The organism is Erwinia sp. MYb375 (assembly GCF_037479175.1).
Lineage (GTDB): Bacteria > Pseudomonadota > Gammaproteobacteria > Enterobacterales > Enterobacteriaceae > Erwinia > Erwinia rhapontici.
Map to the genome: position 1 here is coordinate 181,548 of NZ_JBBGZS010000014.1, position 17,101 is coordinate 198,648.

At 54.5% G+C, this 17,101-nt stretch carries 15 protein-coding genes and 1 pseudogene; 9 read left to right on the forward strand and 7 right to left on the reverse strand.

Translation table 11 applies throughout. The annotated features are described in order from the left end of the window. The first annotated feature begins 110 nt into the window (after positions 1-110). Positions 111-1,262: a porin gene (locus WH279_RS07375; protein WP_339455503.1), complete on the forward strand. Its 1,152-nt coding sequence runs from the start codon at positions 111-113 to the stop codon at positions 1,260-1,262. A 57-nt stretch (positions 1,263-1,319) separates the two neighbouring features. Here the strand turns inward: WH279_RS07375 and WH279_RS07380 are convergent, their stop codons facing one another. Continuing rightward, complete coding sequence (locus WH279_RS07380) at positions 1,320-1,709, reverse strand: tautomerase family protein (RefSeq protein WP_200642791.1); 390 nt, start codon at positions 1,707-1,709, stop codon at positions 1,320-1,322. Between the two features lie 150 nt (positions 1,710-1,859). Between WH279_RS07380 and WH279_RS07385 the strand changes: the two genes are divergently transcribed. The 5 genes from WH279_RS07385 to mug all read left to right on the forward strand — a co-directional run bounded on the left by WH279_RS07385 (position 1,860) and on the right by mug (position 6,826). Continuing rightward, complete coding sequence (locus WH279_RS07385) at positions 1,860-2,780, forward strand: LysR family transcriptional regulator (protein WP_339455505.1); 921 nt, start codon at positions 1,860-1,862, stop codon at positions 2,778-2,780. Between the two features lie 126 nt (positions 2,781-2,906). Continuing rightward, positions 2,907-4,451, forward strand: coding sequence for a methyl-accepting chemotaxis protein (locus WH279_RS07390; protein ID WP_339455507.1), 1,545 nt, complete (start codon positions 2,907-2,909; stop codon positions 4,449-4,451). A 158-nt stretch (positions 4,452-4,609) separates the two neighbouring features. Next, positions 4,610-5,071 (forward strand): heme-degrading domain-containing protein, encoded by a 462-nt coding sequence (locus WH279_RS07395; RefSeq protein WP_200642794.1) that lies wholly within the window; start codon positions 4,610-4,612, stop codon positions 5,069-5,071. Positions 5,072-5,216: 145 nt separating this feature from the next. Further along, entirely contained in the window at positions 5,217-6,251 is a 1,035-nt protein-coding gene (locus WH279_RS07400; RefSeq protein WP_339455510.1) for a tartrate dehydrogenase, read from the forward strand. A 56-nt stretch (positions 6,252-6,307) separates the two neighbouring features. Next, on the forward strand, positions 6,308-6,826 hold the full coding sequence (mug, locus tag WH279_RS07405) for a G/U mismatch-specific DNA glycosylase (protein WP_200642795.1): 519 nt from the start codon (positions 6,308-6,310) through the stop codon (positions 6,824-6,826). A gap of 66 nt (positions 6,827-6,892) precedes the next feature. On the opposite strand, the gene rpoD is transcribed toward mug, so the two are convergent. The 3 genes and pseudogenes from rpoD to rpsU all read right to left on the reverse strand — a co-directional run bounded on the left by rpoD (position 6,893) and on the right by rpsU (position 11,425). Next, positions 6,893-8,734: an RNA polymerase sigma factor RpoD gene (gene rpoD, locus WH279_RS07410; protein ID WP_200642796.1), complete on the reverse strand. Its 1,842-nt coding sequence runs from the start codon at positions 8,732-8,734 to the stop codon at positions 6,893-6,895. 311 nt (positions 8,735-9,045) lie between these two features. Beyond that, positions 9,046-10,791: pseudogene (gene dnaG, locus WH279_RS07415) on the reverse strand (DNA primase). A gap of 418 nt (positions 10,792-11,209) precedes the next feature. Continuing rightward, positions 11,210-11,425, reverse strand: a complete 216-nt coding sequence (gene rpsU / locus WH279_RS07420) for a 30S ribosomal protein S21 (protein ID WP_001144069.1) — start codon at positions 11,423-11,425, stop codon at positions 11,210-11,212. Between the two features lie 303 nt (positions 11,426-11,728). On the opposite strand from rpsU, the gene tsaD reads away from it, so the two are divergent. After that, a complete protein-coding gene (gene tsaD / locus WH279_RS07425) occupies positions 11,729-12,742 on the forward strand; it encodes a tRNA (adenosine(37)-N6)-threonylcarbamoyltransferase complex transferase subunit TsaD (RefSeq protein ID WP_200642797.1) in 1,014 nt (337 codons plus the stop codon). Positions 12,743-12,825: 83 nt separating this feature from the next. Here the strand turns inward: tsaD and plsY are convergent, their stop codons facing one another. Then, positions 12,826-13,428, reverse strand: coding sequence for a glycerol-3-phosphate 1-O-acyltransferase PlsY (gene plsY / locus WH279_RS07430; RefSeq protein ID WP_159337350.1), 603 nt, complete (start codon positions 13,426-13,428; stop codon positions 12,826-12,828). Between the two features lie 107 nt (positions 13,429-13,535). Between plsY and folB the strand changes: the two genes are divergently transcribed. After that, a complete protein-coding gene (gene folB / locus WH279_RS07435; RefSeq protein WP_339455528.1) occupies positions 13,536-13,895 on the forward strand; it encodes a bifunctional dihydroneopterin aldolase/7,8-dihydroneopterin epimerase in 360 nt (119 codons plus the stop codon). A gap of 142 nt (positions 13,896-14,037) precedes the next feature. After that, positions 14,038-14,859, forward strand: coding sequence for an undecaprenyl-diphosphate phosphatase (gene bacA, locus WH279_RS07440; protein ID WP_133843872.1), 822 nt, complete (start codon positions 14,038-14,040; stop codon positions 14,857-14,859). Between the two features lie 43 nt (positions 14,860-14,902). On the opposite strand, the gene WH279_RS07445 is transcribed toward bacA, so the two are convergent. After that, complete coding sequence (locus tag WH279_RS07445) at positions 14,903-16,123, reverse strand: multifunctional CCA addition/repair protein (RefSeq protein ID WP_339455530.1); 1,221 nt, start codon at positions 16,121-16,123, stop codon at positions 14,903-14,905. A 141-nt stretch (positions 16,124-16,264) separates the two neighbouring features. Next, a complete protein-coding gene (locus WH279_RS07450) occupies positions 16,265-16,885 on the reverse strand; it encodes a TIGR04211 family SH3 domain-containing protein (protein WP_200642800.1) in 621 nt (206 codons plus the stop codon). Positions 16,886-17,101: the final 216 nt, after the last annotated feature.

The following is a 17,101-nucleotide window of genomic DNA, read 5'->3' on the forward strand; positions in this document are numbered from 1 at the left end:
TATTTTCGGCGTAAACAGCACAAAACAGTACAGCCGATGAGTCTTTTTTAATTCGGTTCAGGCTACTATTTTTGTGCTTTTTATTTGACTACATTACGCAGGAATAAAAAATGTTAACAAAGATGCGCGTTTTAACTCAGGCCATTGGTCTGGGGCTGATTGTCGGCAGTGCCTCATTTGCTGCCCAGGCTGAGATTACCGTACTGAAGCAGGACCCTCAGGCAGGTGACCCACTAAGCCGTCTGAATTTTACCGTGGGCGGTAGCATTCGTCCTCAGTTCAATAATATGACCGGTGATGGTGATAAAGGTTCCTATAAAAGAAATGGGTTTGATGGCGGCACCCGTTTCCGCTTCGCCGCTGATTATTACCTGTTTGATGATATTAGCTGGATCAGTTATTACGAACTGGGTGTCAATATCCCGGCGCTGGTTGGTTGGGATAATCATCATGCCGAGGGGGCAAATAATACCTCGCGCCGTATGTTATATACCGGCCTGAAAAGTAATACCTGGGGCCAGTTGACCTTTGGCCAGCAGAACAGTGTTTATTACGATGTGGTGGGTGCCAAAACCGATATCTGGGATTACGACATGGTAGGCCAGGCACCGGGTAACGGCATTAACGGCGATTACGACGGTTCTTACCGCTCACGCAAAATGCTGAAATATAAAAACACCTTCGGTGATGCCGATGTCTATGCCTCTTACCTGTTCTCCGACAGCGACTATCTGCCCGGCAACGGCCTGCGTTACAAGCGTGAAGGCGGTGGCTCACTGGGTGTGGATTACCACATCACCAAAGACCTGACGTGGGGCACCGCGTGGAACTACACCCGCGCCGAAATGCGCAATCCGGGCAACAGTGATGAGAAGACGTACGATCAGAACATCGTGGGTACGGCGCTGAGCTGGCAGCCGGATAACTGGACCTTCACCGTCGGTGGCGGCTGGTACGATAACTTCCTCACCACCAAAAAAGCCGATGTGAATAACTACTTCTCGGGTAACGCGTGGGGGGTGGAATACCTCGCCGGTTATACCGTGCCGGTCGGCGCTTATGGCCTGAAGTCTGTGATGCCGTACGTGATGGGCGACCGTCTGCAGTATGTGACTGGTCGTGATTACCAGCGCATTGATAACGGCGTGGGGGTGACCTTTAAACTGGATTACGGTTTCCGTGTTGATTATGAACACGTGTTTACCTCCAGCACTGACGATCTGGGTGACATGAACCTGGTCCGTCTGCGTTACGACTTCTAAGTCGCGACTTCTCCCCGGTGTGATGCCGGGGAGTGTTTTTCATCGTCTATTTGCTGCTTACAGCGCACCCGTCAGATATTGTGCCTCGCCGTTCCCGAAGCTCCAGTCACCTTTGTCGTTGGTAATAAAGGTGATCATCACGTCCGATGGCAGAATGCCGCAGCTCTCTTTCAACTCCCGGCACAGCTCAGCCATAAAGAACTGTTTTTGCTCGCTGCTGCGTGGGCTGGTAACAACCCGCACCATCACCAGATTATCGGTACGCTGAAGCCCGAGGCCGGTATCCTCAAAGACCATCTGATAACCTTTGTTTTCGTGAACAATCTGGTAGCGATCGCGCTCGGGGACGTTAAAGGCCGCCAGGACTGCACGGTGCGCAGCATCCAGCAGTGTTTTCAGCTCTGATTCTGAACGACCCTGAATGACATCAAATTGCAGTAACGGCATGGAAACCTCGACATTGTTAGTGAATTCATTGCTGAAAATGGGCTGACGACGGTGATTCCGCGTCTGTCTCTGGAAACCAATTTACCCGTAATCTCCGTTGGGAAAAACCGCTATACTTGAATTGATTATTTACTATAGTGAACAATAGCCATGAAAGAGCTCAAGACGGATGCGTTATGGAATCACCTGCACTGGCTGACGGTACTGGCGGAGCAGGGCAGTTTTACCGCGGCGGCTGAACGGCTGGAAGTGAGCAAGGCGGCGATGTCGCAGAAGATCAAAGAGCTGGAGCAGCTGGCCGGGGTGCCGCTGGTGACGCGTACCACACGCAGCGTGCGGCTGACCAGCGCCGGGGAGAAACTGGTGGACGATCTGCGTGCGCCGTTTGCCCAGATTGAACAGAGCTTTTTCAGCGTGCGCGATTCTGCCGGCCCCCTGCGCGGGCTGGTGCGGGTGACGGCGCCCGTGGCGTTTGCGCGCCAGCAGCTGGTGCCGCATATCACCGCGTTTCTGCGCGAGCATCCCCAGGTGCGTGTGCAGCTGGAGGTGTCCGACCGCCTGGTATCGCTGGCGAGTGAGGGGTTTGACCTCGCCATCCGCCACAGTAACAGCCTGCCGGAAACCCATGTGGCGCTGCCGCTGTGCCACACTCACGCCGTCGTGGTGGCATCACCGGCGTACCTTGCCCGTTATGGCCATCCTGCCAGTCCGCAGGCGCTGAGTGACCATCTGTGCCTCTACTATCCACGCGGGGTGGAACCGCCGCGCTGGAATTTCCAGCCGCTGACCGGCGGTGAGCGTATCGCCGTGAATGTCAGCGGGCCGTTCGCCACCAATAACAGTGAATCGATCCGCGATGCCGCCCTTGAAGGCCTGGGGATTGCGCTGCTGCCGGACTTCAGTGCTCAAGCGGCGCTAAAGGATGGCTCTTTGGTGCAATTACTGCCCCAGTGGCAGGCCGTGGGGGCTTTTGCCGATATGCTGTATGTGGTACGCCCATGGTCAGCACAGGTCCCGCGCGCAGTTAGCGGATTTATCCACTGGCTGCGTGAAGCGTTTGCCGGTCCATGAAATGAGGCGACAGTTGTGTGCTGTCGCACAAATCAGATGAAAATGGTTAAAGCTTTAGTTACATCCTGCCGACAACCCCTCCTTAAATACCTGCAAAATTCATACAACCATAACAAGGTCGTTATAATGCACACCCACCAGCCCGTGACTCAGCAGGAATACCTGCTCGACGACGATACCACCCTGATGACCACCACCGATGCCGGTAGCTATATCACTTACGCCAACAGCGCGTTTATTGAGGTGAGTGGCTATGACCGCAGTGAAATCGACGGTCAGCCCCATAACCTCGTTCGTCATCCTGATATGCCACAAGCCGCGTTTGCTGATATGTGGGCCACCCTGAAACAGGGACTGCCCTGGACCGGACTGGTGAAGAACCGACGTAAAAACGGTGACCATTACTGGGTGCGTGCCAATGTGGTGCCGGTGATCCGCAACGGTGAAATTCAGGGGCATATGTCTGTGCGCATTAAGCCTTCAGCGGAAGAGGTGCGCGCGGCTGAGGCGCTGTATCAGAAAATGAATCAGGGACGGATGAAGGGCTGGCGTTTGCATCGCGGGCTGTTGGTGCGTACGGGCTGGCTGAGCGGGCTGACGCTATTGAAAACGATGTCACTGCGCTGGCGCATCCGCAGTGCGGTGCTGGCTTTGTGGCTGCCGCTGGTGGCGGCGGCGTTTGTGTCGGGATTAAGCGGGGCCGCGCTGGGCGGATTTACCCTGTTCTCAGCGTTAATGGCGCTGCTGGTCGATACCTGGCTGCAACGTCAGATTGCCCGGCCACTGGCCGCGGTATGTCGTCAGGCGCTGAATGTGGCGACCGGCGACAACCCGCATGTTGACCACCTCGATCGGGTGGATGAGATTGGTACCACGCTGCGCGCGGTCGGCCAGCTGGGGCTGATGTTCCGCTGGTTATTAAACGACGTCAGCGATCAGGTGCTGGATGTTCACCGGGCCAGCGATGAACTGGCACGCGGTAATGACAAAATCAGCAGCCACACCGAGCAGACGGCGGCCAGCGTCCAGCAGACGGCCAGCACCATGAATCAGATGACCAGCACGGTGCAGCGCAACGGCGAGAGCACCGAGCAGGCGAACCAGTTCTCGCGTACCGCCAGCAGTGCCGCTGTCAAAGGCGGTGAAGTGATGCAAAACGTGGTGGTGACGATGGACGAGATCGCCGAGAGTTCACGGCAGATCGCCACCATTACCAGTCTGATCGACAGCATCGCTTTCCAGACCAATATTCTGGCGCTGAATGCGGCAGTGGAAGCGGCGCGTGCCGGTGAGCAGGGCAAAGGCTTTGCCGTGGTTGCAGGCGAAGTGCGAAGTCTTGCTCAGCGTAGCGCGGGGGCTGCCAGCGAGATCCGCCAGCTGATTGCCGCCAGTAACCTGAAGGTACAATCCGGTGCCGGACAGGTGCATGAAGCCGGAAAGGCCATTGGGGATATCGTCGAAAAAGTGCAGAACGTCACTGAGCTGTTGCAGCAGATCAGCGTGGCCACCGCCGAGCAAGGGACCGGGCTGGGTGAAGTGGGCCAGGCGGTAGAAGCACTCGACCGCCTGACGCATGATAACAGCGCGCTGGTCAGTGAAGGTGCGCTCGCCGCGCAGCGCATGAAACATCAGGCCGATCGCCTGGTTGAAGCCGTCAGCGTCTTTCGCTGATCCGGACAACGGGTCGCCTGCGGCCCGTTGTCACCCCCGTTGCATCCCAATTGTTGATCTTCCTCTCAAATAAAATTTTTATTTCCTTTTTTGATTTAATGAAAACTTAATGTCATTTACCCTGCAAGGCAGATTTATTACCCTTGCCGGAGAGACCCATGTCAGCGATTCCCAGCCTTGAAACCCTGCTAGAGCAGGAAGCGACCGTACGCGTCAATCAGTTTGATTTCGATACCGCATGGAAAATTGGCAGCCTGCTGCGTGAACGTGCCGTAGCGGAAAAGATGCCGGTTGCGATTGAAGTGTACGCCTTTGGTCAGGTGCTGTTCAGTACCGCGCTCAGTGGTTCAAGCTCAGAGAACCTGGAGTGGATTGCCCGTAAGCGCCACACCGTACTGCGCAATGCACACTCTTCACTGTATGCTCAGGAGCTGAATAAAGCCCAGGGGACGCCGATGTCTGAGATGAAATTCCTTGATCAACAGCGTTATACCGACAGCGGTGGCAGCTTCCCACTGTTGCTGGGGAACGGGGGAGTGATTGGCGCGGTGACCGTCAGCGGGCTGCCTTCTCATGAAGATCATGCGCTGGCCATCTGGGCGATTCAGCAGGTGATGTAAATGCTCTGACCTGTAAAATGCCGCACAGGCTCAGCCTGCGTATTCGGCAGCATCTGCCGCCGGGCGACCCGAAAAAAGCAGCACAATTTAGCCACCTGGGCGAAGATGTCATTCTGATGGTTATCTTATTAATCCAAGGAGAGTCATGAAAAGCTATCAAGTGGCCGTGATCCCCGGTGACGGTATTGGCGTGGATGTAACGAAAGCTGCCTGGCAGGTGCTGGAACACAGCGCAGGCCGATTTGATTTTGCCCTGAGCGGCGAGTGGTTTCCGTGGTCCTGTGAGTACTACCTTGAGCACGGTGAGATGATGCCGAAGAATGGCATTGAGACGCTGAGCCAGTTTGATGCCGTCTTGCTGGGTGCCGTGGGCTGGCCAGAAAAAGTGGCAGACAATGTATCACTGCATGGCCTGCTGCTGCCCATTCGCAAACAGTTTGATCTCTATGCTAACGTCCGCCCGCACCGCCTGCTGGCGGGGGTGGAAGGCCCGCTGCGAAAGAGTGAGTTTGATATTCTCTGCATCCGTGAAAACACGGAAGGTGAGTACAGCGGGGCTGGCGGGCGTATCCATCAGGGGACACCTGCCGAAGTGGCGGTGGAAACCTCTATCTTCACCCGACGGGGCGTAGAGCGAATTCTGCGTTTCGGTTTTGAGATGGCGCAAAAACGCAGCAAGCGCCTTGCATCCGTGACCAAATCGAACGCACAGAAATACACCATGGTGATGTGGGATGAAGTCACCGAAGAGATTGCCCGTGATTACCCGGATGTGACGGTGAATCGTTATCATATTGATGCGATTGCGGCGCGTATGGTGATGAACCCGGAAACGCTTGATGTGATTGTGGCCTCTAATCTGTTTGGCGATATTTTGACTGACCTGGGTGCAGCCATTCAGGGCGGGCTGGGGTATGCGGCCTCCGCGAACCTGAATCCCGATCCCACCGTGCCGTCGATGTTTGAACCGGTGCACGGTTCCGCGCCCGATATTGCCGGGCAGGGGATTGCGAATCCGATCGCGGCGATCTGGTCGGCGGCGATGATGCTGGAACATCTGGGGGAGACGGTTGCTGCCGATGCTATTCTCCGTGCGGTTGAGCAGGTTACCGCGCAGCAGCATGTTAATGGCGTGATGAAAACCGAAGCGATCACTGCGGCTGTCATCGCGGCGATTTAAGGTCTGTGCGGGCTTCCGCGTTTGCGGGGGCCTGTTGTATAAGGAGGAATCTCACCATGGAAGCACACGGCATTAGCGATATTATTCAGCCCGGCCTGAGGGTGTTGTTTTGTGGCATCAATCCGGGTAAATCATCTGCGCATACGGGCTATCATTTTGCCCATCCGGGTAACCGCTTCTGGAAAACCCTTTTTCAGGCCCGATTCACCTGGACCCAGCTTCGCCCTGAGCAGGAACAGCAACTGCTGGAAACGCGCTGTGGCATCACCATGCTGGTTGAACGGCCTACCGTGCTGGCCAGTGAGCTGGCAGGCAGTGAGTTACGGAGTGGCGGACAGGCGCTGGTGGACAAGGTTGAACGCTATCAGCCCGCGGCGCTGGCGGTACTGGGCAAGCAGGCTTATCAGCAGGCGTTTCGTCGCAGTAAGGTTGAATGGGGCCGCCAGCCGCTGACGCTGGGTGAAACGGAGGTCTGGGTGTTACCCAACCCCAGTGGGCTGAATCGCGCCTCACAGGAGGAGATGACCGCGGCTTATGCGGAGCTGGACAGGGCATTGAAGTTACGCGGATTGTAGATCGGTCTGGATAACAGGTAAAAAAATGGCCCCTCAGAGAGGAGCCATCTTTGATCACCGCGTCGATTAATCGTCGAGGAAGCTGCGCAGTACTTCAGAGCGGCTTGGATGACGCAGCTTACGCAGCGCCTTCGCTTCAATCTGACGGATACGTTCACGTGTCACGTCAAACTGTTTGCCCACTTCTTCCAGCGTGTGGTCGGTATTCATATCGATACCAAAACGCATACGCAGTACTTTCGCTTCACGCGCGGTCAGACCGGCCAGCACGTCATGGGTGGCAGAACGCAGGCTCTCTGAGGTGGCCGAATCCAGCGGCAGCTCCAGCGTGGTGTCTTCGATAAAATCACCCAGATGGGAATCTTCATCATCACCAATCGGCGTCTCCATGGAGATCGGCTCTTTGGCAATTTTCAGCACCTTACGGATTTTATCTTCTGGCATCAGCATACGCTCGGCCAGTTCTTCCGGCGTAGGTTCACGGCCCATCTCTTGCAGCATCTGGCGCGAAATACGGTTGAGTTTGTTAATGGTCTCAATCATATGCACCGGAATACGGATGGTACGTGCCTGGTCCGCGATAGAACGGGTGATCGCCTGACGGATCCACCAGGTGGCATAAGTCGAGAACTTATAACCACGACGGTATTCAAACTTATCTACCGCTTTCATCAGACCGATGTTGCCTTCCTGAATCAGATCCAGGAACTGCAGACCACGGTTGGTGTACTTCTTGGCGATAGAGATAACCAGACGCAAGTTCGCTTCAACCATCTCTTTCTTCGCACGGCGCGCTTTCGCTTCACCGATGGACATACGACGGTTGATGTCTTTAACCTGTTCAATCGTCAGGCCCGTTTCTGCTTCAATCTGCTGCAGTTTCGTCAGGCTGCGATGCACATCATCGGATACATCATTCAGTTTCTCTGACCACGGTTTGTTCATCGCCAGTGCGGCTTTGAACCAGGTTTCGCTGGTTTCATTGCCGGTGAACAGAGTGATGAAGTTCTTCTTCGGCATTTTACAGATTTCAACACACAGCTTCAGGATAAGGCGTTCCTGGGTACGAACGCGGTCCATCATGATACGCATGCTGTTCACCAGGAAGTCGAATTGCTTCGGCACCAGGCGGAACTGTTTAAATACGTCAGACAGATTCTGAATTTCAGCGATAGCATCCGCGTGGCTGCGACTTTTGGCCTTAATTACGGTACGGGTGGTTTCGTACTGTACGCGCAGATCGTTGAATTTCTCACGCGCCAGTTCCGGGTCGATGCTGTTGTCATCGTCGGCGCTGTCATCGTCAGACTCTTCATCTTCTTCTGCTTCCTCACGCTCTTCAGCAGAGAGTTCAGAACCCACGTGGGTAGCGGTTGGCGCGATTTCTGCTTCGGCATTCGGGTCGACAAAGCCGGTGATCAGATCGGACAAACGTGCTTCGCCCGCTTCAACGCGGTCATACTGTTCAAGCAAATAAGTGATGGCTTCAGGGTATTCAGCAACGGAACACTGAACTTGGTTGATACCGTCTTCGATGCGTTTTGCTATGTCGATCTCGCCTTCACGCGTCAGCAGTTCAACCGTACCCATTTCACGCATGTACATGCGCACCGGGTCAGTGGTTCGTCCGATTTCAGATTCAACGCTGGAGAGCACTTGAGCAGCGGCTTCAGCAGCATCTTCGTCCGTATCGTTGTTGTTCTCATTCAGCATCAGATCATCGGCATCAGGCGCTTCTTCCACAACCTGGATGCCCATGTCGTTGATCATCTGGATGATGTCTTCGATCTGATCGGAGTCGACGATATCTTCCGGCAGATGGTCATTGACCTCGGCATAGGTCAGATAGCCTTGCTCCTTACCACGGGTGACAAGTAGCTTAAGCTGTGACTGCGGGTTTTGCTCCATAAGACGGTATCCACACTTCTGTTAAATTAGATTGGTGTCGGGTCGGCTAACGTGCCAACAATAACAGTGAGGGCGTTGAGATTATTGCCGCTGCCCGTCATGGCGGCTGTCAGGATCTACCTGACGGATATTCGGCACTTAAGCCGCTTTGATCTTTGTCGGGGCTATCTCACTTGCCATTTTGAACCCCGGCTGTGCTCGCAGTCCTCACGTACTTCAGTACGCTCCGGGTGCTGCGTGCAGGCGGTGTCCAAACTGACTGCGCGATAACGCCTCTAAATTTTGTGTAATAAGGCCAAAACCTTATTCATTTACTGTTTCTTCAGTGCCTGGCTCAGTGTCCAGAACTCGCGGCGCTCTTCTGCGTTGAGTACGTGCGTGCGGTCGCGGGCGATAAGTTCTTCCAGCCTGCGTTCCAGCGCATCGTCGTACATACTCGCCAGTGCGTCCTTAAACATGGTGTCCACTTCATCATCTACGATCATGTGGTTCCAAGTTGCCAGAGTTTCAAGGCTCTGGCTAAATTTTGTTCCGCGATATAACTCTAGTAGCTGTCCGGTCGTCAGGCCAGGTTGCGCTACGCAAGTGCTCACTAACTCCACGAATAGCGGGAAACCTGGTATTTCTGACTGCTCAAGACCATCCAGTGAAGGCACCATGATGGCCAGTTGTGGATTCTGTATCAACAGCCCAATAAGTATACGCATGGTTGTGCGTTTTAGCTGGGGCTGGGGGACAGGCTTCGCATTTTCCGCCTGCTTTGGCAGCAGCTTCTCCAACTGGCTGTCGTCAAGAATACCCAGTTTATTACCCAGTTCCTGACGCAGGTAGATACGCAATGTTTCACCGGGCACCTGGCTAATCAGCGGCAGCGCCAGCGTACTCAGCTGAGCGCGCCCATCAGGGGAACGCAAATCCACCTGCGGCATCAACGTATCAAACAGAAACGACGAGAGTGGCATAGCCTGCTCCATCCGCGTTTCAAATGCTTCTTTGCCCTCTTTACGCACCAGCGTATCCGGGTCTTCGCCGTCAGGCAGGAACATAAAGCGTAGCTGACGACCGTCATTCATGTAAGGTAAAGCCGTTTCCAGCGCACGCCATGCTGCTTCACGGCCTGCTCTGTCGCCGTCATAGCAGCAAATTACCGTGTCGGTTGACCGGAATAGTAGCTGAATATGCTCTGCGGTGGTCGAGGTGCCGAGTGAGGCCACGGCATAATCAACGCCAAACTGTGCCAGCGCCACTACATCCATATAGCCTTCAACGACCAGTAATTTGGACGGCTCCGGGTGGTTTTTTAGCGCCTCGAACAGGCCGTAAAGTTGGCGACCTTTGTGGAAAATATCGGTTTCCGGTGAGTTGAGGTATTTCGGCATGCCGTCGCCTAATACGCGACCGCCGAAACCAATGACTCGCCCACGTTTATCGTGGATTGGAAACATCACCCGCTCACGGAAGCGATCGTAGCTGCGGCCCTGGTCATTGGTGACCAGCATGCCCGCATCGATCAACGACTGTTTGTCGTCAGGATTACGGCCAAAACGTTTTAACGCGTTATCCCAGCCTGCCGGGGCGAAACCGATGGAAAAGTGCTTAATGACATCATCGCTCAGGCCGCGCTGTGCCAGATAGTCACGTGCGCCTGCCGATGCATTTTGTGTCAGCGACTGTCGATAGAAGTCGCTCAGACCGGTCATTAACTGATAAAGACTTTGACGCTGATGACGCTCAAGCTGGGTGGGACCACTGCCGCTTTCATACGGCACTTCCAGTCCATATAGGGTCGCCAGTTCTTCAATGCTTTCAACGAATTACAGACGATCGTAATTCATCAGGAAGTCGACAGCGTTGCCATGCGCACCACAGCCGAAACAGTGATAAAACTGCTTTTCGCCGTTAACGGTGAAAGAGGGCGTTTTCTCATTATGAAAAGGACAGCATGCGTGGTAATTCTTGCCCTGCTTTTTCAGCTTCACCCGGGCATCGATAAGATCCACGATATCCGTGCGAGCAAGCAAGTCATTGATAAATACACGCGGTATGCGTCCAGCCATAAATCCCCTTCATCTTTCCGCTTCTGGCGGTGTTGGCTGCCATCGTTCACCCCAGTCACTTACTGATGTAAGCTCCCGGAGATTCACTCCGTTGCCGCCTTGCCAGAAACAGAAAGCTATTGGGGATGCCCCTTCATCTTTCCGCTTCTGGCGGTGTTGGCCAAACGACTCAATCCATCCCTGAATCTTGCCCATTTGGCCGTTTGCCAGAAACAGTCAATAGCAGAAATAAATACTTCCGCGTCTTTAAGTGTCTGGCTGTATTGGCGTTTAGGAATCAAAACAGAGCGTTACCGGGGTAACTCTGAAGCTTTCTATTTATGGTTCATAAACGACAACAAGCCGCGCATTCCTTCCGGAAGCACGGCCTGATAACTACTAACTAGTCTGTGAAGCATGAGGGCGAACCCTCAGGATATTAGTACAGACGAGTGCGGCGTGCGTTTTCGCGAGCCAGTTTCTTCGCGTGGCGTTTTACTGCAGACGCTTTAGCGCGCTTACGTTCGGTAGTAGGTTTTTCATAAAACTCACGACGACGAACTTCAGCCAGAACGCCTGCTTTCTCACAAGAACGCTTGAAGCGACGCAGTGCAACGTCGAATGGCTCGTTTTCACGTACTTTAATTACCGGCATGTAACTCTCACCTCGATAAATTCGGTTTTGCTGCTGACATCGGTGCCAGCTCATTTCAAAATGGTGCGGAATTTTACTCCAACACAGGCTTAGTTGTAAAGCACCATAGCATTAAGTAACCAACAGATAGGCCTGTGCGGCTGCCGGTTTTTTTCAGGGGACTGATTATACACGAAACCCACCTCCCTGGTGGGAAAAAAAACACCTTATTGTACAAGGTGTAACCGACTAACCGGGAAATTTGCCGCCCGCAAAAGCGCCTTCATGCTACACTGCGCGCCGCAAGAATGAGGTGAAAAATCCATGCGTGTTCTCGGAATTGAAACATCCTGCGATGAAACCGGCATTGCCATTTATGACGATGCGGCCGGTTTGCTCGCCAATCAACTTTACAGCCAGGTCAAACTCCACGCCGACTACGGTGGCGTGGTACCGGAACTGGCTTCGCGCGATCACGTGCGTAAAACCGTGCCGCTGATACAGGCGGCGTTGAAGGAAGCCGGGCTTCAGGCGCAGGATATCGATGCGGTGGCGTATACCGCAGGTCCTGGGCTGGTAGGGGCACTGCTGGTCGGCGCGACCATTGGCCGCTCGCTGGCGTTTGCATGGGATGTCCCGGCGATTGCCGTGCACCACATGGAAGGGCATCTGCTTGCACCGATGCTGGAAGATAATCCACCGGACTTCCCGTTTGTGGCGCTGCTGGTCTCTGGCGGCCATACGCAGTTGATTAGCGTCACCGGCATTGGTGAATATACCCTGCTGGGTGAATCAGTGGATGATGCCGCCGGTGAAGCCTTCGATAAAACCGCTAAACTGCTGGGGCTGGACTATCCTGGCGGGCCGATGCTGTCAAAAATGGCGCAACAGGGTGTGGAAAAGCGTTTTGTCTTCCCGCGCCCAATGACCGATCGCCCAGGGCTGGATTTCAGTTTTTCCGGACTGAAAACCTTCGCGGCTAATACCATTCGCGACAATGACGACAGTGAGCAGACCCGCGCTGACATAGCACGTGCATTTGAAGATGCCGTGGTCGATACGCTGGCGATAAAATGCCGCCGGGCGCTCGATCAAAGTGGATTCAAGCGGCTGGTGATTGCCGGGGGGGTCAGCGCGAACCGCACGCTACGCAGTAAGCTGGCGGAGATGATGGCGAAGCGGGGCGGTGAGGTGTTCTACGCTCGTCCGGAATTCTGTACCGACAACGGCGCGATGATCGCTTATGCCGGGATGGTGCGGATGAAAGGTGACAAACACGCCGATCTCAGTGTCACCGTGCGTCCGCGCTGGCCGCTGGCGGAACTGCCTGCATTATGATTTGGGTCAGGCGTGCCTGACCCCAGGATAAATGTTCTCATCAGGTTCAGGCATGCCTGAACCTGACATCAATGCACGATGCCCTACGGTTTCTTCTTTTTCTTCTTCCAAATCTTATTTTCCTGCCCGCGCCACAGGCGCTGAATATTGTCGTGATGACGTAACAGGATCAGGCAGGAAAGCATGGCGACGGGAAAGGTAAACTGTGGTTTAAACCACCAGACGTAGAAGGGGGCAATCAGTGCGCTGATAATTGCGCCCAGCGAAGAATAGCCGCTTAACAGCACGGTCAGCAGCCAGGTTCCCGTCATTAAACCCGTGAGATCCCAGCCGATGGGGGCGATAGCACCAAATGCGGTGGCCACGCCTTTGCCGCCTTTGAAATGAAAGAAGACCGGGTAAATATGGCCGAGGCAGGCCGCAATCGCGGTCAGACCAAGATAAAGCGGCGTGACGCCCAGGTGATAAGCCAGCCATACCGGCAGCATCCCTTTGCATACATCAAACACCAGCACCGTCGCGGCGGCACCTTTACCACCGAGGCGCAGCACGTTGGTGGCACCTGGGTTGCCCGAGCCGTTATGGCGCGGGTCCGGCAATCTGAACAGTCGACAGACTAAAATCGCGCTGGAGATGGAACCACACAGATACGCGAAAATGATCATGCCAAGCGCGAATACACTCATAACACCGTTCCGTCTTGTGGGGGTCGTTTTAAAGTCAGCATCCGTGGATAATACGCATAAACCGCCCGGGATGGTATCCGGCAACCACAAAAACAGAGAGCCGTATCATGGATATCGTATTTATTGATCAACTGTCCGTTATCACCACCATTGGCGTTTACGACTGGGAACAAACGATTCAGCAGAAGCTGGTGTTCGATGTCGAAATGGCATGGGACAACCGTAAAGCGGCCGCCAGTGATGATGTTAACGATTGCCTGAGCTATGCCGATGTATCTGAAGCGATTATTCACCACGTCAGTCAGGGGAAATTTGCGCTGGTTGAGCGTGTAGCAGAAGAGATTGCTTCACTGTTGCTGGCTCGATTCTCCTCGCCGTGGGTCAAAATTAAAGTCAGTAAACCGGGTGCCGTCGCTCAGGCGCGCCAGGTCGGCGTGGTCATCGAACGCGGGACTAATCCTAAATAAATCCGTTTTCATTGCCATCACGATGAAACCAAACCACATTATGCTCTGTCTTAAGGTTGCCCTAATGCAGTTGGGGCACATTGGGCGGAAGCGTAAGCGACCGCCATTTTTCATGGTTTAACCAGGGTTAGGGGTAGATTTGATGGCAGATATTCATCAGCTATGGGTGGCAGCAATACTTGGGATTGTAGAGGGGCTGACGGAGTTTCTCCCCGTATCTTCTACCGGGCATATGATCATTGTCGGTCATTTACTGGGGTTTGAAGGCGAAAAAGCGGAGACCTTTGAAGTTGTGATTCAGCTCGGCTCAATTCTGGCCGTCGTAGTGATGTTCTGGCGTCGTTTGTTCGGCCTGATTGGCATTCACTTTGGTGAAGTCAAACATGAGGGCACAGGCCAGGGTAAGCTGACTCTGATTCATATCCTGCTGGGTATGGTGCCCGCCGTGGTGATTGGGCTGTTACTGCATGATAAAATCAAAACGCTGTTTAACCCGGTCAACGTGATGTATGCGTTGGTGGTGGGGGGCGTGCTGTTGATTGCGGCTGAATTGCTGAAGCCAAAACAGCCGAAAGCGGTGGGTGTCGATGACATTACTTATCGTCAGGCGTTTATTATTGGCTGCTTCCAGTGCCTCGCGCTGTGGCCGGGCTTCTCACGTTCCGGTGCCACCATTTCGGGCGGGATGCTGATGGGCGTGAGCCGTTATGCTGCGTCTGAGTTCTCGTTTCTCCTCGCGGTGCCGATGATGATTGGTGCGACCGGTCTGGATCTCTACAAGAGCATGGGCTTCCTGACGATGGCTGATTTCCCGATGTTTGCCGTCGGTTTTGTCACCGCCTTTATCGTGGCGCTGATCGCGATTAAGAGCTTCCTGCACATCATCAAACGTATTTCGTTTATCCCGTTCGCTATCTATCGCTTTATCGTGGCAGCCGCGGTTTACGCAGTATTTGTCCTGTAACGTGCATCGGGTCAGGCTTGCCTGACCCCTACGTTGGGCAATATTAAGCGGTTTTCCAGTTCTCCAGTGCCGCTATCCGGCGGCGCGTGAGTTCTTCCCGCACCTCCACACCTTTAAATCCGGCCGCAACAACGTCTTTCGTCGACACGCTCAACGCGACCTTCCAGGCCTCACGCAGATAATCACCCTGAGGATACGGATTATTTTCGAATCCGGTGCGTCCACGGGCATCGGCTTCGCTGGTCAGTGCGATCTGCTCCACGCGATGGGGTTTGCGCCAGGCATCCAGTCGGTCAAACAACGCCACCAGCGTAGTCGCTGACTGGTTCTGGACGGTATGCACCAGGTCGTGAAATTCGGTCACCAGCAGTGCCAGATCGCGCAGGGCATTCGGAATACGTAATCGCCCCCCCCGGCCCCCCCCCCGCGCCACGCCCGCCGGACCATGCCCGTGATGGCTTGGCCACTTTTCTGGCGGCGTCAGGGCTTTGCCCACATCGTGGAATAACGTGGCGAAACGGATATCAACCTCCGGGCTGAGCTGGGCTGCCATCGCCAGCGTCATCAGCGTATGCACGCCGGTGTCGATCTCCGGGTGCCATTTTGCCGGGGCGGGAATGCCGTACAGGTTGTCCAGCTCCGGGAACAGCACCGCCAGCGCCCCGCAGTCACGCAGTACCTGGAAAAAGACCTGCGGGTTACGTGTTTGTAAGGCCGCTTCAGTCTCTTTCCAGACGCGCTCTGGCGTGAGGTGAGAGAGTTCGCCGCTCTCTGCCATCGATTGCATCAGGGCGAGGGTTTCGCTGGCAATGTGGAAGTTAAGATGGGCATACCGGGCGGCAAAACGCGCCACGCGCAGCACGCGCAGTGGATCTTCATTGAAGGCTTCAGAGACGTGGCGAAGCAGACGGTTTTCAAGATCGTCACGCCCGCCGTAGGGATCATAGTAGTGGCCGTCAGCGTCCTGCGCGATAGCATTGATGGTCAGATCGCGCCGTGCCAGATCCTGCTCAAGTGTGACATCCGGCGCGGAGTAGCAGACAAATCCGGTATAACCGCTGCCGGATTTACGTTCGGTGCGGGCCAGCGCATACTCTTCATGGCTTGAAGGGTGCAAAAACACCGGGAAGTCGCGGCCTACTTGCTCAAAGCCCAGCTCCAGCATCTGCTGAGGAGAGGCACCTACCACCACCCAGTCTTTGTCTTTCACCGGCAAATTCAACAGTCCATCGCGCACGGCGCCGCCGACAAGGTATGTTTTCACTGCGGGTCTCCACAAGGCTGATAATCAGAATTAACTGAGTATTAATCGTCAGACTATAACATCCATGTTGCATAAATGATAAATCGCAGACATGGCAAAAAGGGCATCCGCAGATACCCTTTAACGTAAACAAGCGAAGGATCAGTTCATCCAGCGGTCGCTTTTTTTCCGGCGTGGGATCATATGAGGAAGTAGCAGGCCCAGCACCAGGCCAACGCCCGCGACACCGCCACCATACATAAACCACTGCATAATGATGGTGCGCTGCTTGTCATCCAGTTGCACGTTAGCCGCATCGACTTTTTTCTTCGCGACCACCAACTGATTTTTTAACTGCTGATTCTCTTCTTTCAGGCTGTTGATCGCATCATCGCTGCCAGCGACCTTTTTTTGCATATCAGCGGTGCGGTTATTCCAGCTACTGTCGATATTCGCCAGTTTAGCGGTGAGCACTTTCACCTGTTCTTCCAGCTGCGGGACGCGGGTACGCAGGCTGGGTTGTTGGCTAAGCTGGGCCAGTGGGATCCAGGTGGTACGGCCCTGGCTATCGCGGATTTGGCCATAGTTGCTGCTATCATTCGACTGCAGCAGGGCGACTTCTTCGCCTGCGTTTAACGTGCCGATCAGACGGTAATCGTTGCCGGGGCCACTGCGAACCCAGGTGGACAGCTCGTCGGAGATGTAGCGTTTTTCTTCGGCATGAACGGTTGCCGCAGCACTCAACGTGAGCAATGTCAGGCCGATGAGGTGAGTTATTTTCATTCGAACTCTTTCTAAATAAGGGCTGTAAAAAGGTAATCGCACAGTCTGGAGCGGCCTCACAGAAAGCTGAATGAGAACTATCCTGGTCTCATACAGCCTGAGAGGTTGTGCGCGAAAACGTAATAAACCAGAGACAGTGCTGTCTCTTGTGCATTACTCTTCATAGGCAAAAGGAACGATCGCCCGCCTACCAATGCGAGCATAATCAGACACCTT